The organism is Phycisphaeraceae bacterium (genome assembly GCA_040222855.1).
Classification (GTDB): Bacteria; Planctomycetota; Phycisphaerae; order Phycisphaerales; family Phycisphaeraceae; genus Mucisphaera.
On the sequence record JAVKCD010000025.1, the window covers coordinates 372,438 to 396,688 of the forward strand.

19 protein-coding genes are annotated in these 24,251 nt (G+C 61.5%); 15 read left to right on the top strand and 4 right to left on the bottom strand.

Translation table 11 applies throughout. From position 1 onward, the window contains the following. Positions 1-25: 25 nt before the first annotated feature. Positions 26-1,450 (bottom strand): serine--tRNA ligase, encoded by a 1,425-nt coding sequence (gene serS / locus RIG82_11325; GenBank protein ID MEQ9461529.1) that lies wholly within the window; start codon positions 1,448-1,450, stop codon positions 26-28. 141 nt (positions 1,451-1,591) lie between these two features. On the opposite strand from serS, the gene RIG82_11330 reads away from it, so the two are divergent. Genes RIG82_11330 through RIG82_11340 form a run of 3 tightly spaced genes read left to right on the top strand, consistent with a single transcriptional unit; the run spans position 1,592 to position 5,007 of the window. Next, positions 1,592-3,766, top strand: coding sequence for a hypothetical protein (locus tag RIG82_11330; protein MEQ9461530.1), 2,175 nt, complete (start codon positions 1,592-1,594; stop codon positions 3,764-3,766). Positions 3,767-3,824: 58 nt separating this feature from the next. Continuing rightward, positions 3,825-4,388: a 3-isopropylmalate dehydratase gene (locus RIG82_11335; GenBank protein ID MEQ9461531.1), complete on the top strand. Its 564-nt coding sequence runs from the start codon at positions 3,825-3,827 to the stop codon at positions 4,386-4,388. Between the two features lie 49 nt (positions 4,389-4,437). Beyond that, positions 4,438-5,007, top strand: a complete 570-nt coding sequence (locus RIG82_11340) for a thioredoxin family protein (protein ID MEQ9461532.1) — start codon at positions 4,438-4,440, stop codon at positions 5,005-5,007. A 94-nt stretch (positions 5,008-5,101) separates the two neighbouring features. Here RIG82_11340 and RIG82_11345 read toward each other — a convergent pair whose 3' ends face one another. Continuing rightward, positions 5,102-5,605, bottom strand: coding sequence for a hypothetical protein (locus RIG82_11345; protein ID MEQ9461533.1), 504 nt, complete (start codon positions 5,603-5,605; stop codon positions 5,102-5,104). Between the two features lie 22 nt (positions 5,606-5,627). Between RIG82_11345 and RIG82_11350 the strand changes: the two genes are divergently transcribed. Both RIG82_11350 and lspA read left to right on the top strand, forming a co-directional pair. After that, positions 5,628-6,095, top strand: a complete 468-nt coding sequence (locus RIG82_11350) for a TraR/DksA C4-type zinc finger protein (protein ID MEQ9461534.1) — start codon at positions 5,628-5,630, stop codon at positions 6,093-6,095. Beyond that, positions 6,092-6,664, top strand: coding sequence for a signal peptidase II (gene lspA / locus RIG82_11355; GenBank protein ID MEQ9461535.1), 573 nt, complete (start codon positions 6,092-6,094; stop codon positions 6,662-6,664). Before RIG82_11350 ends, lspA begins: the two co-directional genes overlap by 4 nt. Here the strand turns inward: lspA and RIG82_11360 are convergent. Continuing rightward, complete coding sequence (locus RIG82_11360) at positions 6,606-7,316, bottom strand: gamma-glutamyl-gamma-aminobutyrate hydrolase family protein (protein ID MEQ9461536.1); 711 nt, start codon at positions 7,314-7,316, stop codon at positions 6,606-6,608. The two genes, lspA and RIG82_11360, sit on opposite strands and share 59 nt — an antisense overlap. A 73-nt stretch (positions 7,317-7,389) precedes the next feature. On the opposite strand from RIG82_11360, the gene thrC reads away from it, so the two are divergent. The 6 genes from thrC to RIG82_11390 all read left to right on the top strand — a co-directional run bounded on the left by thrC (position 7,390) and on the right by RIG82_11390 (position 16,726). Further along, a complete protein-coding gene (gene thrC / locus RIG82_11365; GenBank protein ID MEQ9461537.1) occupies positions 7,390-8,805 on the top strand; it encodes a threonine synthase in 1,416 nt (471 codons plus the stop codon). A gap of 128 nt (positions 8,806-8,933) precedes the next feature. Beyond that, positions 8,934-9,263, top strand: a complete 330-nt coding sequence (locus RIG82_11370; GenBank protein MEQ9461538.1) for a PadR family transcriptional regulator — start codon at positions 8,934-8,936, stop codon at positions 9,261-9,263. A 2-nt stretch (positions 9,264-9,265) separates the two neighbouring features. Then, complete coding sequence (locus RIG82_11375; GenBank protein MEQ9461539.1) at positions 9,266-11,620, top strand: permease prefix domain 1-containing protein; 2,355 nt, start codon at positions 9,266-9,268, stop codon at positions 11,618-11,620. 32 nt (positions 11,621-11,652) lie between these two features. Continuing rightward, positions 11,653-13,221, top strand: coding sequence for a proline--tRNA ligase (proS, locus tag RIG82_11380; GenBank protein ID MEQ9461540.1), 1,569 nt, complete (start codon positions 11,653-11,655; stop codon positions 13,219-13,221). 285 nt (positions 13,222-13,506) lie between these two features. Further along, positions 13,507-14,826: an aminotransferase class I/II-fold pyridoxal phosphate-dependent enzyme gene (locus tag RIG82_11385; GenBank protein MEQ9461541.1), complete on the top strand. Its 1,320-nt coding sequence runs from the start codon at positions 13,507-13,509 to the stop codon at positions 14,824-14,826. Between the two features lie 67 nt (positions 14,827-14,893). Next, positions 14,894-16,726, top strand: coding sequence for a homoserine O-acetyltransferase (locus tag RIG82_11390; GenBank protein MEQ9461542.1), 1,833 nt, complete (start codon positions 14,894-14,896; stop codon positions 16,724-16,726). A 54-nt stretch (positions 16,727-16,780) separates the two neighbouring features. On the opposite strand, the gene rpsT is transcribed toward RIG82_11390, so the two are convergent. Next, positions 16,781-17,056: a 30S ribosomal protein S20 gene (rpsT, locus tag RIG82_11395; GenBank protein ID MEQ9461543.1), complete on the bottom strand. Its 276-nt coding sequence runs from the start codon at positions 17,054-17,056 to the stop codon at positions 16,781-16,783. A 384-nt stretch (positions 17,057-17,440) separates the two neighbouring features. On the opposite strand from rpsT, the gene RIG82_11400 reads away from it, so the two are divergent. The 4 genes from RIG82_11400 to mfd are packed head-to-tail and all read left to right on the top strand — an operon-like array spanning position 17,441 to position 24,234. Next, on the top strand, positions 17,441-18,130 hold the full coding sequence (locus RIG82_11400) for a DUF3553 domain-containing protein (GenBank protein ID MEQ9461544.1): 690 nt from the start codon (positions 17,441-17,443) through the stop codon (positions 18,128-18,130). Between the two features lie 20 nt (positions 18,131-18,150). Continuing rightward, a complete protein-coding gene (ligA, locus tag RIG82_11405) occupies positions 18,151-20,229 on the top strand; it encodes an NAD-dependent DNA ligase LigA (GenBank protein ID MEQ9461545.1) in 2,079 nt (692 codons plus the stop codon). Positions 20,230-20,282: 53 nt separating this feature from the next. Further along, positions 20,283-20,873, top strand: a complete 591-nt coding sequence (locus RIG82_11410; protein ID MEQ9461546.1) for an N-acetyltransferase — start codon at positions 20,283-20,285, stop codon at positions 20,871-20,873. Between the two features lie 28 nt (positions 20,874-20,901). Beyond that, positions 20,902-24,234 carry a transcription-repair coupling factor gene (gene mfd / locus RIG82_11415; protein MEQ9461547.1) on the top strand — a complete coding sequence of 1,111 codons (3,333 nt, stop codon included), beginning with the start codon at positions 20,902-20,904 and terminating at the stop codon, positions 24,232-24,234. Positions 24,235-24,251: the final 17 nt, after the last annotated feature.

Here is a 24,251-nt window from a genome sequence, read left to right on the forward strand (position 1 = left end):
AAGAATTTTATGAAACGATGAGGTTTTATGCGGGCAGGTTGAGGCCTTGGTCAGCGGTGAGGGTCTCGCGTCCGCCAAGCCAGGGTCTGAGCGGGGCCGGGACGGTCACGGAGCCGTCGGCGTTCTGGTAGAGCTCGAGGATCGGGATCAGGACGCGTGGACTGGCACAAACGGTGTTGTTCAGGGAGTAGCAGAAGCGGGTGGCTTTGGCTTTGGGGTCGGCGGGGTCGCGGTATCGGAGGTTGAGGCGGCGGGTCTGGTAGTCGCCGAGTTGAGAGGCGGAGTGGGTTTCGCCGTAGGCCCCCAGGGGTTTGCCGTGGTTGTCCTCGGGTCCCCGGCTGGGCATCCAGGTTTCGACGTCGATCTGATCGACTTTGCCGGGGCCCATGTCGCCGGTGCAGACCTGGAGCAGCCGGTAGGGGAGTTCAAGTCGCTGCATGAAGGTCTCGACGTAGCCGATCATTTTCTTGTGCCACTGCCGGCTGATGTCGAGGTCGGCTTCGCAGAGGACGACCTGCTCGACTTTGTCGAACTGGTGGATGCGATAAAGGCCAGCGGTGTCTTTGCCAGCAGACCCGGCTTCGCGGCGGAAGCAGGTGGAGAGGGTGACATACCGTCGGGGGAGTGATTCAGCGGGCAGGATTTCATTCTGGTGGAAGGCCATGAGCCCGACTTCGCCGGTGCCGGTGAGGTAGAGATCGTATCCGCCACCTCGCTGAGATTCGCCGATTTCGTAGGCCTGGTCCTTGTCTGCGGGGAAGAAGCCGGTGCCGGTCATCACATGGTCGCGAACCAGGACGGGGACGGACATGGCGGTAAAGCCGTTGTCGATGCTCATGAAAGAGAGCGCGGCTTGGAGCACTGCGTTGTGCAGGAGCATGCCGGCGCCGGTGAGGACGTAGGAGCGACTGCCAGCGATGTTGACGCCACGTTCGAAGTCAAAGAGCCCTAGATCGCGGCCCAGTTCGAGGTGGGACTTGGGCTCGAAGCCTTTGTTCTCGGCGAAGGTCTTGCGGGGGTCGAACCAGTCGGGGTGCCAGGCGCTGGTTTCGACATTACCGGATTCATCGGGGGCGACAGGGACGTGCGGAGCCGCGGGCTGGGGGACTTTGAGTAGGAGGGCGTCGCGCTGCGATTCGAGGGAGGCGACTTTGGCGTCGATCTCAGATTCCTCGGCTTTGATCTGGTTAGGACGCTCCTGAAGGGTCTGCATCTCGGTCTGAAGGGCTTGTCGCTGGTCGGCGTCGGCCTTTTTGAGTTGGCCAGCCACACGACCGATCTCCTTGCCGATGCGGTTTTTCTCGGCGGCCAGTTCCTGCTGGCGTGTCATAGCCTGGCGCAGCTGCTCGTCGAATGCCAGGAGGGCGTTGATATCGACCCGGATGGCCTTATCGTGGGCGGCCTGGCGGTAGCGGTCGGGGTTCTGGCGGAGGTCCTTAAGGTCGATCATGCGGGGGCTCGGGTCCAGAGTTCGATAAAAAGGGGATCCTACCGTCATCTATCGGCGTAGTGGTTGGTGAGCCGCGCAACTCTGGCGGTGAGCCTATATTGGGAGCCGCTATGGGGCTTGTCCCAGTAGGGAGTGGACGTATTGTTTGATTCACATTGGCCGAAAACCCTCAGTCTTCTCGTGATCGCCGGGCTGGTGACTGCTCTGCTTGGACTGACCCCTGTGGCGTGGTCGGACGAGCCCGAAGTCGAGGCGAGCGTCGAGGCGGCTTCGCAGACCGAGGTGGAACAGGACCCGGTCGAGACACTCAGGCGGCAGTTGGAGCGGACTGAACAGGATGCTCAGACGAATGCGGCACTCGATGTGCTGCTGCGGATGGATGACCCGCCAGCGTCTCTGATGAACACACTGATTCGGCTGAGGCTGGAAGGCTCTGGAGACGTGGTACCAAAGGCTCGGCTGGTGTTGTCAAGGATGGACTCTGAGGAAGTGGCAACGGCTTTACTGGCGGTGGCCATCGATCGTGCTGTTCCGATGGAGCGGCGTTTGGCTTCGATCGATGCCTTGTCGCATCGGTGGTATCGCGAGGTGATCGAGGGTTTGTTGACGTTGGCGTCGGGGGATGATTCGCCTGCGATCCGATTGGTCGCGCTGCGGTCACTCCAGCGGCTGCTCGAGCCCCTGCTTGGGAGTGAAGCGTCGCTGGAGAAGCTGAGCGACTGGTATGCCACCGCCAAGGGTTGGGATGCCTCGGGGTGGCATGAGACATCGGAGCGCGTGGCGGTTTCGAGGAGCTCTCGGCAGGCGGCGGAGTTGACCACGCTGAACAATCGCCTCCGGGCGTCGGCGCGACGTGTGTATCGGCTGACACCTGCGGACCAGCAGGAGCCACTGCTGCTTGAGTATCTGGAGGACCCGCTGGCGTTGCTGCGTCAGCTTGGGATCGATCTGGTCTTGCAGCGGCTGGAGCAGCGGGAGCAGGTGGGCGACTCGGTTCGAGCGGCGCTTCGGCAGCTCCTGCTCAACGGAACAGCGGAGCTGCGCGGTCGGGCAGTCGCGGTGCTGCTTAGTCTGAACGATGACAAGGCTGCGGACCTGGTGGCGGATCGGTTGGCCAAGCAGCGAGAGGCCGACGCGGAAGTCCGTTCAGCGATGCTCAAGATGCTGGCGCGCAAGCCGCGAGCCGTAGCAACCCTCGCCATGATTGAACTGTTAGATCACCCCGCAAATCGCACGGTTTCGGCCGAGGCGCTGCTGGTGTATGCCGAAGCAGGGATGCTCGTGGACGAGCAGAAGACTCTGTTGTCCGAGCGTTTGCTCGCATTGCTCCTCCGGAATATTCCGATCAACGCGCCGCTGGTGCGGTTGTACGCTCAGGTGGCGGATGATTCGGAGCTGGATCGTTACGTCGCGTGGTTGAATCATGCCGACCCGGCGGTGAGGTTGTCGGCGGTCGCGGCCTGGAAGGATCGTGTGGCGTGGCCAATGGACCCGTTGGTGGGTCTGATTGATGACGAACTACTCGGATCAATAGCGCGTGAACGCCTCAGCGTGCACCCGGATGCTGGCCGACTCTCGGAGGAGTTACTGGCCGGTGCTACACAGGAGATCACGACAGAGAGTGCTCGTGGAGAGCTGTTGCTGGCGTTGGCTTCGCGATGGACCCTGGATGAAACGGAGCGATTGGATGAGCACCTGGACACGCTGAGTGTGGATCGAGCGATGCGCTGCGATCTTCTCGAAGCGGCGTTATCAGGAACCGCTGGCGAGGACCCTGTGCGTTCGCTGATGCAGCGTCGGCGTCTGGCGGGGCTGTTGTTGGCGGAGGGATTGGCCGAGCGGGCACTGGCTTCACTTGAGCCGCTGCTGGCTGAAGGGCTGCAGCTAGATCCGAGTGAGGACGTGCATGACGCCGCGATTCTAGGGTTGATGGCGGCGGCACGAGCCGAGCGTGTGGATCGAGCGGCGCAGTATGCCGCGATGGCCCTTTGGACTTACGAGTCTGGGGGTGCTGAGGCGGGGGTACGCGATGGCGTGATGCGCGTGGTCGAGCAGGTGGTACAGGAAGCGCTGGCCTCCAACCGTCGGGAGTTGGCGGAGAGGCTGTTTGTCAGCCTCCGTCCGTTGCTCGGTGAGCCTCAGGATGCTGGGGAGCTAGAGCGTCTTAGCAAGCTGGCGGCTGCGGTCGCCATAGCGGATCGACCCGCGGGTGAGATCGACGCGACTGAGGCTCAAGCCCCCGATGAGGGGAAAGCGGAGGTGAAGGCGGATGAGCCTGTCGAGTCGGCATCGGGTTCGGAGGTCCCTTCGGGGTGACCGCTGGCAATCAGCGACGGGGCGGCATAATGTTTGAAGCTTACTGAGGAGACCCATGATGGCGGATGTAATCCGTGGCAAAGCTTTCGTTCTCGGCGACGACATCGATACGGACCAGATCATTCCGGCCCAGTATCTGGCGTACAACCCCTCCGATCCTGAGGAGCGGAAGTACTTCGGCATGTACGCGAACGTCGGCGTGCCTCCAGCGCAGTGTGGGCTGCCCGATGGCAATCTGCGGTTTGTCGAGGAGGGGCAGTTCCAGAGCCAGTACAGCATTGTGATTGGAGGGCGCAACTTCGGCTGCGGATCGTCCCGTGAGCACGCCCCGCTGGCACTGGCCGAGGCCGGTGTTAAGGCGGTGGTGGCCGAGTTTTACGCTCGGATCTTCTACCGGAACTGCGTCAATGGCGGGTATTGCCTGCCCTTGGAGACCAACGATCGCCTCATCGATGAGATCAAGACCGGCGACGAGGTCGAGCTCGATGTTGATTCGAGCACCCTCAGGAACCTGACCAGCGGCAAGAGCTACGAGCTTCAGCCACTGGGAGATGCCAAGCCGATCATCGACGCTGGTGGCGTGTTCGCTTACGCCCGTCAGACGGGAATGCTCAGCAGTTAGCATCGATGATTGTTTTTCATTTCTAAAGTTTCGTCCAAGGAATCTTCGCATGGATGCCAGCTATCTCCGCAGGAAGTTTGAAGCCGGGCTGACCTACGACCAGTACATGGCGACCGGGACGGATGACCAGCGTAAGCGCTGGCAAGAGGTCTATGACCGTGTTGTGCTGACGGATCAGCAGAAGGCCTTGCTGGGCGGGTTCGTCCGCGAAGTCCGGTGCCTGGTGATGTCAGGGATCTGGTGCGGGGATTGCGTTCAACAGATGCCGATCGTCGAGAAGATCGCAGAGGCGTCGGGGGGGAAGGTGTTGCTGCGGTGGCTCGATCGGGATGAGCACTCGGACCTTCAGGATCGTTTGATGATCAACAGCGGCAAGCGGGTACCAGTCGTGGTGTTCGCCGCGGAAGATGATGAGCTGGTCGGATGGTTTGGGGATAAGACGCTGGCGCGGTACCGGATCATGGCGTCGCAGCAGTTGGGTCCGAGTTGCCCGATGCCGGGGGCCGCTGTTCCTGCCGAGGAACTCGCTGCCGTCACCTCTGACTGGCTGGACCAGTTCGAGCGGGTTCACCTGCTACTGCGGTTGAGCGGGCGTTTGAGGAAGAAACACGCCGACTGACCTCAGTTCACTCTATTCAGCCCCGGCGGTTGCTGAGCAGGCGGGTGATCGCTACCCTACGGAGCTTCGCGCAACTTGCCGCGGATTGTACGGTTTAGGTTTTTTCGCCTAAGCCATGATTGGCCAACTGCTTACGGAGTTCGGTCGTGGCAGCCAAAAAGTCGTCCAAGGCCAAGACATCGGCCTCAAAAGTCAGCGCCAGCAAGACGGGGAAGAAGAAAGCCGCGTCGTCGGTCAAGAAGACTGCGGCTGCGAACAGCAAGTCCGCGAAGACCGCCAAGAAGTCCGCAGTGACCAAGAAGGTGACAACGAAAAAAGCGCCCGCCAAAAAAGCACCGGCGAAGAAAGCTCCTGCCAAAAAGAGTCCGGCCAAGAAAGCGGTCTCGAAGAAAGCATCGTCGAGTAAGCCCGCGGTCACAAAAAAAAGTCCAGCCAAGACCGCAAAATCCGCACCCTCGAAACCAAAGGCGGGGAGTGCGGCTTCAAAGAAAAAATCACCCAGCAGCAGTAGGAAGCAGCCGAAAGACAAGGCGGTTTCGGTCAAGACGAATGCCAAACCGGGGAAGCCGGTATCAGCGATCCCAGCCTCGCTGGCCAAGAAGCTCCCGCCTATCAAGAAGTTGTCATCGCCCTTTCGAAATGACTCCAGCCCGAAGACGGTGATCCGTGAGGATCGTGAATGGACCGTTGCGGAGCTGAAGAAAGTCAAGACCGGCCTTCACAAGAAGGACCTTGATTACTTCAAGCGGCTTTTGCTCGACCGGCGAGCCGAGATCATCGGGAGTGTCACTGGCATGGAGACGGTCCGGGCGGACCGCTCGGATGATTCGTCGAGCATGCCGCTTCACATGGCAGACATCGGGTCGGAGAACTTTGACGAGGAGTTCAATCTCGGCCTGATGGCGTCAGAGCGCAAGCTGCTGCACGAGATCAACGAGGCGATACGACGGCTGATTGAAGGCTACTACGGCGTCTGCCTCGAGAGCGGCGAACCAATCAACCGGGAGCGACTCGAAGCTAAGCCTTGGGCGAAGTACACCATCGAAGTCGCACGCGAGCGCGAGCGGCGCGGGTTGAGTTCCGGGTGAGTGTGGCCGCACACCCGACACCGGGCTTCGCTGGATGGCTCCTCTTCACTGGTGTGGTCGTCTTTACGCTGACCCTGGACATGCTGCTTAAGTACTGGGCGTTCGCGACAGTCGCTGGGGTGCCGGTGCGACCCGACCCGACTTACCCCGGAGCAGGGATCCCGCCTCACGAGGCGATCGTCGTGATCCCTCACGTGCTCAACCTCAAGCTAACGCTCAACACCGGGGCGGTCTTTGGCCTGGGGCAGGGCGGTCAGCCGGTCTTTGTCGTCGTCAGCCTGTTGGCGACAGCCCTGATCCTGTGGATGTATGCCAAGTCGCCCAAAGGTTCATGGGGCCTGCATCTTGCTCTTGGCCTGATCCTGGCGGGGGCTCTTGGCAATCTCTACGACAGGCTGATGTTCGCCGCGGTCCGCGATCTGTTCTGGATGCTCCCCACCACCGGGCTCTGGCCGTGGATCTTCAACCTGGCCGATGCCGTGTTGATGATCGGTGTGGCGGGCGCGATGCTCAGTCTCTGGCGTACTGGCTCGCCTGAGCCTGCTGCTGCGCCTGAGCGGTCAGCTTGAGGAAGAGCCCGCGACTCAGCGGACCATCGTCGCCGCGTTCCGGGTGCCACTGCACGCCGAGGTAGAAGCGTGGTCCCTTACGCTCGACGGCCTCAATCAGATTATCCTCGGCACGGGCGAGAACCGTCAGCGTCCCGGCATCGCTGACAGCCTGACGGTGGCTTGAGACGACAACGTCCTCGACGCGAGGCAGCCAGGGGGTGTCGGCCTCGAACGCGATGGGGTGAAGATTATTCTTGTCGTGTCGCTGAGGGAGAGGGACGACATCCTCAATACGCTGGAAGAGTCGCCCGCCGTGGTGGAGAGACATCAACTGCATCCCCAGGCAGATGCCAAGGACGGGCTGCGTGGCCTCATCGAGTGATTTGAGAAGGGCAAACTCGAAAGCCTGCCGTGTAGGGGTCATCTGACGGGTGCGTGGGTCGGTTGGCTCGCCGAACGGCTCCATCGCGGGGTCGCCTCCACCTGTGAGGACGAAGCCGTGGCAGGCGGCCAGGTAATCAGGGATCGCGTCGATCACATGAGGCAGAATCACCGGCGAACCACCCGCTTCCGCAACAGCCCGGGTATAGGCCAACGCAGATTCGTAGTTGCCCGAGTCGGTGCTGTTGTTCTGGTTGTCGGCGGTGATGCCGATGATGGGTCGTGACATGATGAGCAGGATAACCCGCAGACTCGGACTGTGGTCGAGGCGTCGTATAGACTGCTTGCCTCTGGAGAGACCGATGCAGTACATCAGCACACGCGGTTCGGCACCCCGGCTGGGGTTCGAAGAGACGATGCTCGCTGGCCTGGCCCGCGATGGCGGCCTCTATGTGCCCGAGTCATGGCCGACTCTGACACTCGATGAGCTGCGGTCGCTGCGTGGAAAGCCGTATCAAGACGTGGCGTTCGAGGTGATCCGGCGATTCGCAGGAGGCGAGATCAGTGACAACGCGCTCCGCAAGGTGATCGACGAGTCCTACGCGACCTTCCGGCATCGTGCCGTCTGCCCGCTGGTTCAGATCGGCGGGGATGAGCACATCCTGGAGTTGTTCCACGGCCCGACGCTGGCGTTCAAGGACGTGGCCATGCAGGTCCTCGGACGGCTCTACGACCTGGTGCTCGAGCAGCGCGACGAGCGGATCACTATCGTCGGCGCGACCAGCGGGGATACCGGATCCGCAGCGATCGAGGCGATCCGGGGTCGCGAGCGTGCCAGCATCTTCATCCTCCACCCGCACGGCCGCACCAGCGAGGTCCAGCGTCGGCAGATGACGACCGTCCACGGACCCGGCGCCGAGAACGTCCACAACGTCGCCATCGAAGGAACCTTCGATGACTGCCAGGACCTGCTTAAGGCGATGTTCAACGACCCGTCGTTCCGTGACAGCATCAAACTGTCCGGCGTCAACAGCATCAACTGGGCGCGGATCATGCCGCAGGTCGTTTACTACATCACCGCCTCACTCGCCCTCGGCGGACCCGACCGCCCGATCGCCTTCAGCGTCCCGACCGGAAACTTCGGCGACGTCTTCGCCGGATACATCGCCCACCAGATGGGCCTGCCCATCCGACGACTCATTGTTGCCTCCAACAGCAACGACATCCTCACCCGGGCCCTGAACCTCGGCGACCACACCCTCGGCAACGTCGTCCCCACCATGTCCCCCTCCATGGACATCCAGATCAGCTCGAACTTCGAACGCCTCCTCTTCGACCTCTATGACCGCGACGCCGCGAAAGTCGCCAACCTGATGGCGAAGCTCAGGTCCGACCGCGGCTTCCACATCGAAGACCACCGGCTCGCCCCCGCCAGAGCCCTCTTCTCCGCCAGACGCATCGACGAAGAAACCACTCTCGCTACCATCCGCAACGTCCACCGGGAAACCGACGGCTACCTCATCGACCCCCACACCGCCGTCGGCGTCCACGCCGCCCGCCAGGAAATCCAGGCCCTGCACGCCGAGGGCGTCCCGGTGGTCACGCTGGCCACCGCTCATCCCGCGAAGTTCCCGGACGCGGTGGAGAAGGCCGTCGGCACACGCCCACCCCTGCCCGAGCATCTAGCGGACCTGTTTGAGCGCGAAGAACGATTCGCCGTGCTGCCGAATGAGCTAGGGGCCGTCCAGGAGCACATCCGCACGCTGTTGGGGATGTGATTCCAGCACAGTTTATTCCGGGGTCTCCGGCAGGTCACTTGGTTGATCCACCCATTCTTACACGCGCCTTGCTATGCATCGGAATACGAGGTAATATACCTCGGTACCCAATGCATAGGAGGCTTGTGATGGATGTATCCAAAGAACTGATCAAGGGAACCGTGGTGCCGATCGTGCTGTCGCTCCTAAACGAGCAGCCGCGCTACGGCTACGAGATCGTCAAGGTCGTCAACGCCCGCACCAACGGCCGCTTCGAGTGGAAAGAGGGCACTCTCTACCCGACGCTGCACCGGCTCGAAGAGCAGCGGATGATCAAGGCCCAGTGGCGTGATTCAGACTCGGGCAAGCAGCGCAAGTACTACGCCCTGACCCGGCGGGGCCGATCGGAGCTGGTCCAGCGGCAGGAGGAGTGGAAATCGTTCTCACAGGCCGTCAGCCTGTTTCTGACAGGAGCCTGAGCATGAATCCCTACAACGAACTTACTCAGCGGCTCACGAAGCGGCTGAGCATCGACCGTGAACTGCGCATGGAGATCGCCCGAGAGCTGGAAGGGCACCTGGAAGACGCCGAAGCCGAGTTTCGTCGTGGCGGGAACTCTGACCAAGAGGCAAAAGCCAACGCCATCCGTGCCCTCGGCGATGAGCAGGAGATCTCAGATGGCCTGTGGCAAGCGAATCGGCGGCGCATGCGCCTGCGGTCGGTCCTGACCTGGGGAGCGCGCGTCACCGTTGTGCCACTGGCGATCCTGCTGATGGTGCTGCTGATGGTATGCATGATGCTGACCTCGTCATTTGTCATGAACCCCTACGAGATCGACCCCGATCAGACCGGCTGGATCAAGCAGCAGTACTTCGAGTGGCTGCACGCCGACATGAGCGAGGACGACCTGCTCATCGTCTATGGCGAGCCGACTGCCGAGAGTTCAGCCGCCGCGCAGCGCGCGATCTGGGAGCGATTCCCGGATGAGCCGATGTACTACGCGAACTTTGCCGCTGAGGCTCTGCGAGAAGCGCAACACAGAAAGGCGTTGTCGCCCGAGACACTGATTGGGAACGACTCGCTTGAGGAGATTTTAGAGCTTGGAATCAAACTCGATCCTGATAACGCCGCTTACGACTACGCGCTGGCGAGCCTGTATCTCAACGGGACTGCTGAGTTTGTACGCGATGAAACGCTGAGTTCTACACGCGTCCACGATGGCGAGATGTTCACCGATCACCCCGTGAGGATGGAAGTTACCGATCATGAAGCGGTTGATCGGGCAGCGCAGCTGATCCTTGAGGCTTCGACCAAGACACAGACTACGTTCTATGGGTTTGAGGTGGAGGCCAAACGCCAGGCTCTTCTGCCCGAGCCCAGGACCATGATGGGGCTTGTGATGCGAATCAGCCGGTCTGTCTCGGTCATGCTCCCAGGCCTCGGACATCAGCGGGAAGCGGCCAGATTATCTCAGGCCTTGGCTATCAAACGGGCGCGGGCAGGTGATCGTGAAGGGGCAAAGGTGTGGATTGAAGTGGCCTCGCAGATGTCTCGCCAACTCGCGGGTGGATCGAAAGCCCTGATCGAACTCCTCGTCGCTCAATCGATTCATACCACCACCTTGCAGACGAAGGTCTATGTGCACGATGTTCTGGGCGACCTTGACTTGCTGAATATGGCTCAAGCAGATGTGCAGCGTGCTCAGGATCGATTCCAGAGTCTCCAGGACGGCAGTCCTGATTTCTACGAGCGACAAACCAGATACGGCTTGCTGCTGGGCACCATGCTGCCGGCAATTCCATCTCTGACCATCGATGCGACCCCCTGGCGGCAGATCGAGTACGCCGTCTTCGACCAGGCCACCCTGATGAGCATCCTGATCGCGGCCAACACGCTGGTCCTGGGACTCAGCGGACTCAGTGTGATCCGCATCTGGCGAACGCGTGGATCCGGGCAAGATCCGATGCTTCTCTGGATCGGCTGGCGTCGATTAGGCGTCGTTTTGGGTTTGGGCTTTCTGCTGCCGACGGTGCTGGTGGTGCTGTGGTGGATGACGCCCTGGTCCAGCCGGGCATTTGGAATCCAGTTTGCCGGTGGCGTTCTCACGACTGAGTATGTTCTTTTGGCTTCAGCAGTTCTGCTCGCATTGAGTGGGCTGATGATCAGAGCGATTTACCAGCGGGCTAGAGAGTTAGGAATCGATGTCCCCACGCGGCTGTCTCTACGACCACTCATGCCAGCAACGATCATGGCAGCCTCACTCTTTCTCACCGCGATCTGGAGCTATCTCACATGGGACCCCGTGAGTCTGCTTGATGGCGGACCGTCGTATGTTCGACCTCTCGCGCTGAAGGGGTTAGCTAGCCTGACGCTGCTGCTGTGGCTGGGCGGCTGGCTCTGGCGGATGCTAGGTGTCGAGAGAAGGATGGTCCTCATCGGCCTGATGCTTCGCTTATTCGGCTCTGCCCTCGCAGGTGGCGTCATGGGGGCACTGGGCGCCATCCTCATCAACGATGACAGCGTGCCTATAGGCCTGCTGTTCGCTTGCCTCGGAGGCGCACTGGGCATTTTGTGGGTTTTGGTCTGGCTGACATCACCCAAGGTCGATCTTGGTCTGTTTGTAGGATCGGCCATACGAACAGCTGCGCCACTCGCGGCAACAGGTGCCGTATTGTTGACGCTCGTGGTCGCCCCGATGCTCATCTGGGCTGAATCCCGCCTGTCACGCCAGATCCATCAGGACGGCATGCTGTACGCGCAGGAAATAGAAAAATCCGACTACCGCTACCTCCGCGAGTGGCTGATCACCGGCGAGGTCCCCGACGAGTTTCAGTGAAAGGGGGCGGGCGGGCCTGTAGACTGCCGCCCATGAACCAAAAGATGAAGCAGAAGCAGGGGGGCGGGGGGAGTGGGGGGGGCGGCGGCAAGCCCCAGACCGCCATCACACCCACCCGCGCCGAAGACTACCCCCAGTGGTACCAGCAGGTCGTCAAATCCGGGGAGCTCGCCGAGCCCTCCGACGTCCGCGGCTGCATGGTCATCAAGCCGTGGGGCTACGCGCTCTGGGAAAACATCCAGCGCGTCCTCGACGGCATGTTCAAGGCGACCGGCCACAAGAACGCCTACTTCCCGCTGTTCATCCCCAAGAGCTACCTGGAGAAGGAGGCCGAGCACGTCGAGGGCTTCGCCAAGGAGTGCGCCGTCGTCACCCACCACCGGCTGGAGGACGATGGCCAGGGCGGGCTCAAGCCCGCTGGCCCCCTGGAAGAGCCGCTGGTCGTCCGCCCGACGAGTGAGACCATCATCGGGGCGACCTACGCCAAGTGGGTCCAGAGCTACCGCGACCTGCCGATCCTCATCAATCAATGGGCCAACGTCGTCCGCTGGGAGCTGCGTACCCGGATGTTCCTGCGGACGACCGAGTTCCTCTGGCAGGAGGGGCACACCGCCCACGCCACCGCCGAGGAAGCTCAGGCCGAGACCGCGACCATGCACGAGGTCTACGCCCGCTTCGCCGAGGACTACATGGCCATGCCCGTCATCAAGGGCGAAAAACCCGCCCACGAACGCTTCCCCGGCGCCGTCCAGACCTTCTCCATCGAAGCCATGATGCAGGATCGCAAGGCCCTGCAGGCCGGAACCAGCCACTTCCTTGGGCAGAACTTCGCCAAGGCCCAGAACATCGAGTTCCTTGGCGAAGACAACCTCCGCCACCACGCCTGGACAACGAGCTGGGGCGTCTCCACCCGTCTCATCGGCGGGCTCATCATGACCCACGCCGACGACGACGGCCTCATCCTCCCGCCCCGGCTCGCTCCCTCACACATCGTCATCCTGCCCATCCTCCCCAAGGGCAAGCCCCCAGAGATCGTGCTCGACTACTGCAGCAAACTCGCCGCCGATCTCCGCGACCTCCGCTACGCCGACCGCTCGATCGAAGTCGAGGTCGACACCCGGGACCTCCGAGGCGGCGACAAGACCTGGCAGTGGATCAAACGCGGCGTCCCCATCCGCCTCGAAATCGGCGAGCGCGATATCGCCGACGACTCGGTCTTCATGGCCCGCAGGGACAAAGGCCCCAAGGAAAAACAGGGCATCAAACGCACCGACTTCCTCGCCACCGTCGCCGACATCCTCCAGGACATCCAGGACGGCCTGCTGGCCCGAGCCAAGGCGTTTCGTGATGAGCACACCCGTGTCATCGACGATGCCGAGGCCTTCAAAGCCTTCTTCACCCCCGAAAACGCCGAACAACCCGAGATCCACGCCGGCTTCGCCCTCGCCCACTGGGACGGCACCAGCGAAACCGCGAAAAAAGTCCAGGACGAACTCGGCGTCACCATCCGCTGCATCCCGGAAGACAAGGGCGAACCAGGAACCTGCGTGATCAGCGGGAAGCCAAGCGCAAAGAGGGTGGTTTGGGCGAAGGCGTATTGATTCCGGCCCATCGAGCGAGATAACGGTCTTGCTGATCCGTTGATGCGGCACATCTTGCCGACTCCCCAATCGCGGACTAACGTACCGGGCTCGCTCTTCCCGGTCCCGCGTGTGTGGGATTCGGGGTTAACTCAATCGTGGGCGTCGATTTAGGCGTCCCTGCCCTCCGGCATAACCATTCGAAGCCCCGCCGGCACCCGGAAGCCGGCCCGCTGGCCTGACCCGAGCGAGTCGAGGCCATCCAAGGCGGGACAACGAGGCCGAGAAGACACGGAGACCCGCATCATGTCAGACGGAACCCTTGGACTCGGAACACGCTGCCTCCACGCTGGCCAGGAGCCGGATGGGACGACCAACTCACGGGCGGTGCCCATCTACGCCACCACGTCGTATGTTTTTAATGACACCGACCACGCGGCGCGGCTGTTCGGGCTGCAGGAGTTCGGCAACATCTACAGCCGGCTCATGAACCCGACGGTCTCGGTGCTGGAGAAGCGCTTGGCGGCGCTCGATGGCGGGGTGAATGCCCTGTGCTTTGCCTCCGGGCAGGCGGCGATCACTGCGGCGATCCTGACGATTGCCCACTCGGGTCAGAACATCATCAGCGCGACCAGCCTCTACGGCGGGACGTGGACGCTCTTCACGCAGACGTTGAAGAACCTCGGCATCGAGGTGCGGTTCTTCGATTCCAGCAAGCCTGAGCAGATCAGCAAGCTCATCGACGAGAACACCCGGCTGGTGTATCTGGAGTCCATCGGCAACCCGAAGAACGACGTGCCGGATTTCAAAGCGATTGCGGAGGCGGCGCACAACGGGAAGTATGGTCGATTGCCGGTGATTTGTGACAATACGGTGATGACGCCGGCGTTGCTGCGGACGTTTGAGCATGGGGTGGACATCAATGTCTATTCCACGACTAAGTTTATAGGCGGTCACGGTACGCACATCGGCGGGGCGATTGTTGATTCGGGCAACTTCCCATGGACCGAAGACCCCCAAAAGTGGCCTGAGTTTTGTGCGCCGGCGCCCAGTTATCACGGTGCGGTGTTCGCGGAGCACCTCAAACCGTTCGGAAACATCGTCTTTTGTGCGCACGCCATGACGCACTGGCTGCGGGATACCGGCGGGGCGATGAGTCCGTTCGCGGCGTTCCTGTTCCTGCAGGGGCTTGAGACGCTGCATCTGCGGATGCCTCGGCACTGCGAGAACGCGCTGAAAGTCGCGACGTTCCTGGAGGCCCACGACGCCGTCGAGTGGGTGAACTACCCCGGACTGGCCAGCCACAAGGACCACGGCAACGCCAAGACGTACCTGCCTGATGGTCAGGGTGCGATCCTGGGCTTCGGGATCAAGGGCGGGGCCGAGGCGGGCAAGGTGTTTATTAACAACGTCAAGCTGTGCAGCCACCTGGCGAACATCGGCGACGCCAAGACGCTGGTGATCCACCCGGCGTCGACGACGCATTCGCAGCTGGCCGAGGACGAGCAGATGCGCACCGGCGTGAGCCCCGAGTACGTCCGGGTGTCGGTCGGCATCGAGGATGCGGATGACATCATCGCGGACCTGGATCAGGCTCTGGCGGCTGCGGTCCCGGTGGCCGTCTGAGGCTGCGCGGAGTGAGCTAGAATCTTTTTCTCCGGTCGGGCCTTGACGGGCTCGACCGGCTTTCGCCATGGAACCTAACGTCCCGACGAGCACTGATGACCTGCAGACTTCTGGCCCGCTGTCACATGCTCAGAAGGTCGCTCTGGACGGAGCGGTGAGGCTCGAACGCGGCGGTGAGCTGGCCGAGGTGGTGGTCTGCTATGAGACGTGGGGCCGACTGGATAATGACGGGGGTAATGCGATTCTGGTTTGTCATGCGATCTCGGGCGATTCGCACGCTGCATCGCATGACGCTGCGGACCTGATGGGCTGGTGGGATGAGCTGATCGGTCCGGGCAAGGCGATCGATACGGATCGGTATTTCGTGATCTGCATGAATGTCCTTGGCGGCTGCCGGGGCACGACCGGTCCCAACAGCATCAATCCGGCGACCGGGCGGGTGTACGGCCCTGAGTTTCCGTTGATCACGATGGCGGACATCGTTGATGTGCAGGCGCAGGCGCTGGACAAGCTCGGCATCCAGCGGCTGCTTGCGGTTGTCGGCGGGTCGTTGGGCGGGCAGCAGGCGTTGGTGTGGGCGACGCGATATCCGGAGCGGGTTCGGCTGGCGGTGCCGATTGCGACGGCTCCCAGGCTGACGTCGCAGGCGCTGGCTTTCGATGTCGTCGGGCGGAACGCGATCATGAGCGATCCGGGGTTTGAGGGCGGGCGGTATGCGGAGAAGGGCGGGGTTCCGCAGAGCGGTCTGGCGATCGCGCGGATGCTCGGGCATATCACTTATTTGTCGCAGGAGGCAATGGACGCGAAGTTCGAGGCTGATCGGCTTAAGCCTCATGACATTGCCACGGCGTTCGAGAAGCGTTTTTCGGTTGGGTCGTATCTTGCTCATCAGGGCAATAAGTTTGTCGAGCGGTTTGATGCCAACAGCTACATCACGCTGACGCTGGCGATGGACTTGTTTGATCTTGGGCGTGAACCGGGGGTGCTTCGGGAGACGGTGGCCCCGGCGACGTGTCGGTGGCTGCTGCTGAGTTTTTCGAGTGACTGGCTTTTCCCGCCCCGGCAGAGCTGCGAGGTCGTTGATGCCCTGGTGGCGGAGGGTAAGCCGGTGAGCTACTGCGAACTGCCGAGCGATGCGGGGCACGACGCGTTTTTGCTGCGGGCTGAGATCGAGCGGTACGGCCCGCTGATCGGGGCGAGGCTTGAGCAGGAGTTGGTTGGCGAGGTGCGTGTTCACGCGCCTGAGATCATTGGTCCCTCGGATTCGGCGGTGCATCGTGCTCTCGCGGGCCCGTCGGTGTTTTCGAAGCGTCGGCCGGATTACGAGCGAATCTTGTCTCTGATCCCGAAGGGCGCGAGTGTGCTGGACCTTGGTTGCGGCGAGGGGACGCTGCTGAGTCGCCTGCGCGATCTTGGGCATGAGCGGCTGATGGGGATCGATGTTTCGGAGGATAAGATCATCGATACCGTGCGAGCTGGGCTTGAGGTGATCGATCACGACATGAATCAAGGGCTGCCGCAGTTTGCGGATGGTGCGTTTGATTGCGTGGTGTTGTCTCAGACGTTGCAGGCGCTGCCGAATGTCTCGCTGGTGTTGTCTGAGATGGTGCGGGTCGGTCAGCGGGCGATCGTGAGTTTCCCGAACTTTGCGTTTCGGGAGATCCGGAGGATGTTGGTCGAGACAGGGCGGTCGCCGAAGTCGGCCGGGGCTTACGGGTATGAGTGGCACAACACGCCGAACCGGCGGTTTCCCTCGATCGCGGATTTTGAGGACTACTGCATCGACCAGAGGCTTCGGGTTCACCGTGCGGTGCATCTGGATAGCTCAACCGATGCAGAGGTGGCAGAAGACCCTAATCGGAACGCGGATCTTTCGATCTTCGTTCTCAGTAGGGTCTGAGTCGGTGGTGATTTGGTTGAATACCTGATCGCGGGTCGAGAGGGGTACTGGGGGTCAGGCTGCCGCAGTGGCCTTGGCGTTGAGCCGGGCTGCGAGGCGGGCCTTCTTGCGATCGGCGGTCTTGCGGTGGATCACGCCCTTGGCGGCGGTACGGTCCAAGAGCTTGTAGAGGCCGTCGAGCTGCTTTTTGGCGTCATCGACGGAGGCGTGGAGGATGGCCTCGTCGAACTCGACCAGGGCCTCGTGGACGTTGCTCTTGCGCCAGCGGTTGCGGGCGCGGGCCTTGATGTTCTGACGAATCCGTTTTTTGGCGCTGAGCGAGTGGGCCATCGGGGCATCAACCTCGGTCGAGTACAGGGTTTATCGATGATCGGCCGGACTATCGGCGATCTGAGCCCCACAGTGTGGCTGGTCGGGGCTTCCGCGTCAAGTCGGCTTGGGGGGTTAAATCAGGAAGACTTTATCAATGATCAAGATTCAACTTGCCTGTCTAGGCAACCGATAGGTATACTGTCTTGAGAGCGATTTGGGGTTTTCTGACGACAGCCTTTGAAGACCCTGTTTGGATTCGTTCACTTTTGATGATGGCTGCGGGTATCCGGTCCTTCTCCGCCGACGTGTCGGCGGGTGGATGGCTAGGGCCTTTTCATGATTTAGAGGGTCTCTTTCACGACACGCGTGTGCCGTTTCCAGGCCCTGGGAGATTTTAGAGTTATGGCTGAGGATCAGCCCTATCAATCAGGCCAGGTCGTCTCGCACCCCAAGCGACCGGAGTGGGGTCGTGGGATCGTCCGTTCGGTCGAGCCGATTACGCATGATGGTGTTCCGGCCCAACGAGTGGCGGTGGATTTTGCCAACAAGGGGCGGATTGTGGTCAACACCGCGATCGCGAACCTGCAGGTGACGGGCGTTGAGCCGGGTTATGTCGCTCAGCCGAAGATTTCGCCACGTAAGAACCCGTCGAGCATGGTGATCCAGCAGAAGGCCGCCGTATCTGATGACGAGGCTTCGCGGCGGAATGCCGGATGGCTCACCGACTTGGAGCAGGGGCGTGGGGCGGATCAGGAGCTGTGGAGTCTCCCGCTTGCGATGACCGATCCGTTTGGGAGCCTCAAGCAGAGGCTCAGCGCGACGCTGGACAGCTATCGTTTTACGACTGAGCCGAGGAGCCTGATTTCCTGGGCGGTGGCTCAGACTGGTCTCGATGACCCGCTGAGCAAGTTCACCCGATCGGAGATGGAGCAGGCGTTCCCGCGGTTCTGCAGAGACCGTGACAATCATCTGGTTGACCTGGTGCGGACGGCCAAGCGGCAGATGCAGCACGACACCCTTGACGAGGTTCGCTCGGAGATCGAATCGCCCGCGGCCCACAAGGCTTTGCACAAGGCCTCGCGCGGAGCCTGATCCGACACTACCATCAGGGGATGGGTAAGGCTTCCGAGCGCGTTGCTGAGCTGCGTGCGATTCTGGATCGCGCGAATCGGCTGTACTACGTCGATGCTCAGCCCGAGTTGCCGGATCAGGCGTACGACCGGCTTCTCCAGGAGCTAGCTGATCTCGAAGCGCAGCATCCGGAGTTGGCTCGTGACGACTCGCCGACCCGGCGTGTGGGTGGGGAGCCGATCGATGGCTTCGAGACGGTCGAGCACGCGCTGCCGATGAGATCGATTGACAACACCTACGATCGGGAGGAGTTGGTCGCGTGGCATCAGCGGGTACTCAAACGTCTGGCCGGAGAAGATGATTCGCTCTCTCCAGGCGAGGGGTTGTTTGATGGTGAGTCGCCGACAGTCGAGTTGCGGGCTGAGCCCAAGATTGATGGTGTGGCGATCAGTCTGCGTTACGAGCAAGGCGGGTTGGTGAGGGCGCTGACTCGGGGGGATGGCCGGCGGGGTGATGATGTCACCGAGAACGTCCGCACGATCCGGGCGATCCCTCTTACTCTCAGCAGGGGGGAGAGTGGCAACGAGCTTCCTAGCGTGCTTGAAATCCGTGGCGAGATCTACATGCCGCAGGCGGAGTTTGCGCGGATCAATCGTCAGCGTGAGCAGGAGGGGCTCGACGTTTTTATGAATCCTCGCAATGCTACGGCGGGGACCCTCAAGCAGCTTGACGCGCGCCTGGTGGCTAAGCGACGGCTGAGTTTTTTAGCCCATGGCGTCGGGGAGATTGAGCCCAATCGGTACGAGGGCTTCACGCAGCTTTGTGAGGCGATGCGCGGCTGGGGCATCCCGACCAATCAGCAGGTGGGTGGGTTGACGCGGGATATCGAGGAGGTGTGGTCTGCGATCGAGCGCTTCGATCAGCAGCGAGCCACGCTGGGGTATGCGACCGATGGGGTCGTTGTGCGTGTGGATCGGTTTGACCTTCAGGATCGACTGGGTGCGACGAGCAAGGCACCGCGTTGGTGTATTGCGTTTAAGTATGCAGCGGAGCAGGGCGAGACGACGCTTAGGGAGGTGCACTGGCAGGTCGGCAAGACGGGTCGTATCACGCCACGGGCCGAGATGGACCCGGTCGTTCTGGCGGGGACGACGGTCACTTACGCCACGCTGCACAACGCGGATCAGATCGAGCGCCTTGGCGTGGCGATCGGGGATCGCATCGTGGTGCAGAAGGCTGGCGAGATCATCCCGCAGGTTGTTGGTCTGGCTTCAGGGAAGCGGGCGCGTCAGCGTCGGCCGATTGTCGCGCCCGCCGACTGTCCGAGTTGTCAGGAGCCTACTGAGCGCGAGGAGGATGGGGTGGACCTTCGCTGCGTTAACCCGCAGTGCCCGGCGCAGCTGCTCGAAAGGTTGATCTGGTTCGTCGGCAGGGATCAGATGGACATCGATGGGCTTGGCGAGAAGGTCGTGATGCAACTTGTCGAGGCGGGGTTGGTGAAGTCCTTCGGTGACCTCTATCGGCTCGCGCAGCATCGAGACACCCTGCTCGGGCTGGAGCGGATGGGCGAGAAGAAGATCGACAACTTTCTCGCCGGTCTGGAGGCCAGCAAGGTGAGAGGGCTCGCGCGTGTACTCGCAGGTCTTGGGATTCGCCACGTCGGCCGGAGAGCGGCGGAACTGATCGCGGCAGCCTTCGGTAGCGACGAGAAGCTGTACGTTGTTGACGAGGAGGCGATCGCGGGTGTCCATGAGATTGGGCCAATTACGGCGGCTTCGCTGCATGGTTTTGTTCATAGTGAATCGGGGCGGAGGATTCTGCAGGATCTTAAGGAGCAAGGTGTTGAGCTGACCCATCAGGGACCCGCCGGATCTGGCAGTAACGGCGTGTTGACCGGCAAGACGGTTGTGATTACCGGGAGTTTCGATCGTTTTGACCGGCAGGGTCTGTCGAAGCGGGTCGAGGCCCTGGGCGGGCGGGTGACATCCAGTGTTTCGAGTAAAACCAACCTGCTTCTGGTGGGTGAGAGCCCCGGCAGCAAGCTGGATAAAGCCAGGAAGCTGGGCGTCGAGGTGTGGGACGAAGATCGGATCGTCGAGGAACTTGGTGAATCGAGCTAGGATGTTGTGCTTGTCTTGACTTTGAGAGTGCCATTGTGACTGATGCTGATGACATGTTGATCCGCCGTGCGCGTGTTGCGGACGTTCCGGAGATCGCGCGGCTTATTAACGACAGTGCCGAGCTTGGGCTGATGCTGCCTAAATCGTTGGCGAGTCTTTATGAGAACGTGCGCGAGTTGTTTGTGGCGGTCGAGAAGGATCGAGTGGTTGGGGTTGGTGGGTTGTCGATTATCTGGGCGGACCTCGCTGAGGTCTGCTCGCTGGTGGTTGACTCGGGTTGCCGGGGCAAGGGACTCGGGGGGAGACTGGTTGAGGCTTCGATCGATGAAGCCCGGCGGCTTGGCATCAGGCGATTGATGACGCTGACGTATGAGCGGGCTTTTTTTGAGCGTCTTGGCTTTGAGGTGATTGATCGACAGAAGCTGCCGCTCAAGGTCTGGAGCGAGTGTCAGCGGTGCCCGAAGAATCAGGCATGCGACGAGATTGCGATGATCCGCGTACTGGATGATGTCCCACAGATCAGTATTCCTCAGCCTGATCATCTGGCTCCCAAGCCGCCGCTGCTGCCGATTCTCGCGAAGGGTCAGTCCTTGCAGAAGGGCGGGGCAGCGCGTGCTGCTTTTCCGCCGGCCGAGGACGACTAGTCTCGGAACGGCCTACACTCTTGATGACGTGAGCGAACTCGCTCCATGGCTTGCGACCCTTGCCTCATCCGCGGAAGTCGGCTTGGTCCTGCGCGCGCTTAGCGAGGGGCGGCGGGTGGCGTGTCGTGGTTGCCCGGGGTCGGTCTCGACCGTCCTTAGTGGTGTGATTCAGCGGGCGAGTTCGCGGACGATCCTGCTGGTGGTTGCGCACCTTGACGAGGCGGATGATGCGGTCGATGACCTCGAATCGCTTGCGGAACATGGGATGGAGCTTGAGGTCAGGCGTTTTGGGGCTCTGGAGGTTCTGCCCGGTGAGTCCGGGATCAATCTTGAGCTTGTTGGGGAGAGGTTTTCGCTGGTCCGCCGGCTGGGTGAGGGGCATCCTCCGGATGTGATCGTGGCCTCGATCCAGGCGCTGATGCAACCGGTTCCGAAGCACGATCAGCTTGGCAGTTTTTTTCAGCGGGTTCAGGTTGGTGATCGGTGCGAGCCGGCGGGGCTTGCGGACTGGCTGGCTGGCGCTGGCTACACCCGGGTCGAGGCCATTGAGCAGCCGGGCGACTTTGCGATCCGGGGAGGGATTCTGGATCTCTATGCCGCGTCCGCGACAGCGATTGACAGTAAGGGTATCGAGACGGCGGTTAACGCTGTTCGGCTTGACTTCTTCGGTGACGAGGTCGAGAGCATCCGTCAGATCGATCTCGATTCGATGGCCTCGGGTCGAAAACTTGATCGTGTGGAGTGGCTGGGCACCTCCGTCGAAGCACTCCAGTCCGACGAGGGAACGACATCTCTGCTGGCGCTGCTTTCGGAGGGGACGGCGGTTGTCTTGCGTGAACCCATGGAGCTGTCTGAGCAGGCGCGAGGGTATTACGAGAGGCTGCAAGACCCTCGGGGCATTATTGCGCCGGTCACGATCAACGCCAGGCTTGCGGAGTTCCCGCTGGTGGAGCTTGTTGACTATTCGGCACCGTCGCCCGCAGCCGAGATCGTCGCTCTGCCGACGGAGTCGTTGCCCGGCTTTGATACCGATGCCAAGCGGGCGGTGCATGAGATCACGTCGCTGGGTCAGGAACCGGGTCGAGAGGTGGTCGTTGTCTGCCGCCGGGATGCCGAGCGTCAGCGGCTGGTGGAGTTGATTGCGGAGCAGGAGGAGACGGGTACGCATCCGGTGATCACGTTGGGTGCCCTGCACCGCGGCTTTGTTTGGCGTGATTCGTCAGATCGTGCGATGACGCTGATCCCTCATCACGAGTTGTTTCATCGGTACGAAACACGCAGGCGCGTCAGGAAAGTCGCGATCCAGGCGGGCGGTCAGGCGTCGGACGCTTTCCTCGATCTGGAGGTCGGCGATTATGTTGTTCATGTCGATCATGGCATCGCTCGTTTCACGGGCATCCGGACGATGCGCCGGAGCAACGTGACGCAGGAATATCTGACCCTTGAGTTTGCCGACAAGGCGCTGCTGCACGTCCCCGCGACACAGATCGACCTGATCCAGAAATACGTTGGCGGGTTTCAGGGCAAGCCGCCCTTATCGACGCTCGGTGGCAAGCGATGGAGCAAGCAGAAGGATCAGGTTCGTGAGGCGGTCAAGGACCTTGCGGCGGAGCTGCTTCGTGTTCAGGCAGCCCGGGCCACGCAGCCGGGCCTGCGCTACCCAGACGACACGACGTGGCAGCGTGAGTTCGAGGCCGAGTTTCCCTATGACGAAACTGAGGATCAGCTTGCGGCCATCGCGGTCATCAAGAAGGACATGAGCACCGAGCGGCCGATGGACCGGCTGCTGTGCGGGGATGTTGGATTCGGCAAGACCGAGGTGGCGATCCGTGCTGCGTTCAAGGCCGCGGAGTTTGGCAAGCAGGTCGCCATTCTGGTTCCCACGACCGTTCTCGCTGAGCAGCACCACCAGACCTTCCGTCAGCGCATGGCGGATTACCCATTTCGCGTTGAATCGTTATCCAGGTTCCGTACCGCTGGCGAGCAACGAAAAGTCCTCGATCAGTTGGCCCTGGGGCAGGTTGATATCGTCATCGGTACGCATCGATTGCTCTCGAAAGACGTGAAGTTCGCCGATCTTGGTCTGGTTGTGATCGACGAGGAGCAGCGTTTCGGTGTTGAGCACAAGAACCGACTCCTCGGCTTCCGGATGACCGCGGATGTACTGACGATGACTGCCACGCCGATCCCGAGAACGCTGCACATGTCGATGGTGGGTCTGCGAGATATCTCGTCGCTGACTACCGCCCCGGTCGATCGTCGGGCGGTCGTGACCGAGGTCGTTCCCTTCGACAAGCGCCGAGTCAAGCAGGCGCTGATCCGCGAGCTGAGTCGAGAGGGGCAGGCGTTCGTTCTGCACAACCGGGTTCGGTCGATTCATGGCATGGCGACAGAGGTCCAGTCGATGGTGCCGGATGCCCGGATCATCGTCGGGCATGGGCAGATGAGTGGCGGAGACCTGCAGGAGGTGATGCTCAGGTTCATGCGCCGGGAGGCGGACATCCTGGTGTGCACGACGATCATCGAGTCGGGCATCGATATCCCGAACGCCAATACGATCTTCATCAACAACGCCGACCAGTTTGGACTTGCTGAACTGCACCAGCTTCGTGGACGTGTGGGTCGGGGCAAGCATCGTGGTTACTGCTACTTACTGCTTCCTGAAGATCGGCCTGTGAACGATGTCGCCGCCAAACGACTCCGTGCCATCGAGCAGTATTCCATGCTGGGTGCGGGTTTTCGTATTGCGATGCGCGATCTGGAGATCCGGGGGGCTGGCAATCTGCTTGGGGCTGAACAATCGGGTCACATCGCGGCGGTTGGCTACGAGATGTACTGCCTGCTGCTCGAGCAGGAGACCAAGAGTCTGCGTCAAGAGGCCCTGATTGAACCGGTACGCACTCATCTCGAACTCCCGGTCGCTGGCCACTTACCCAAGCGATGGATCGGGTCGGACAAACACCGGATGGAGGCGTACCGCCGTCTGAGTCGAGCCGGGTCGCTCGTGATGTTTGACGAAGTGGTCGAAGGTCTGACGCAGGCCTATGGCGAACCTCCCGAGCAGGCCGGTCGTCTGATTGAGTTGACTGAGATACGAGTCGCCGCGAGCCACCATGGCATCCAGAAGATCAAGCTCGAAGGCCCAGACCTGATTTTCACATCAGACAAGCCTGATTCGCTGCTGCCGCTATTTGATAGCGCTCCGGGCCGTGTCAGCCTGATCGATGCTCAGACGCTCTACTATCGCCCGCCTGAGAGCTACACGGTCGAACTCGGCACGCTCCTGGCGGTTCTGCGCAAGCTCATGGTCAGGCCGCTGCGGGCCGAGCAGCCCAAGCCGGTTGGCGTCAAAGCGGGTTAGATAGATAAATCGGGTGG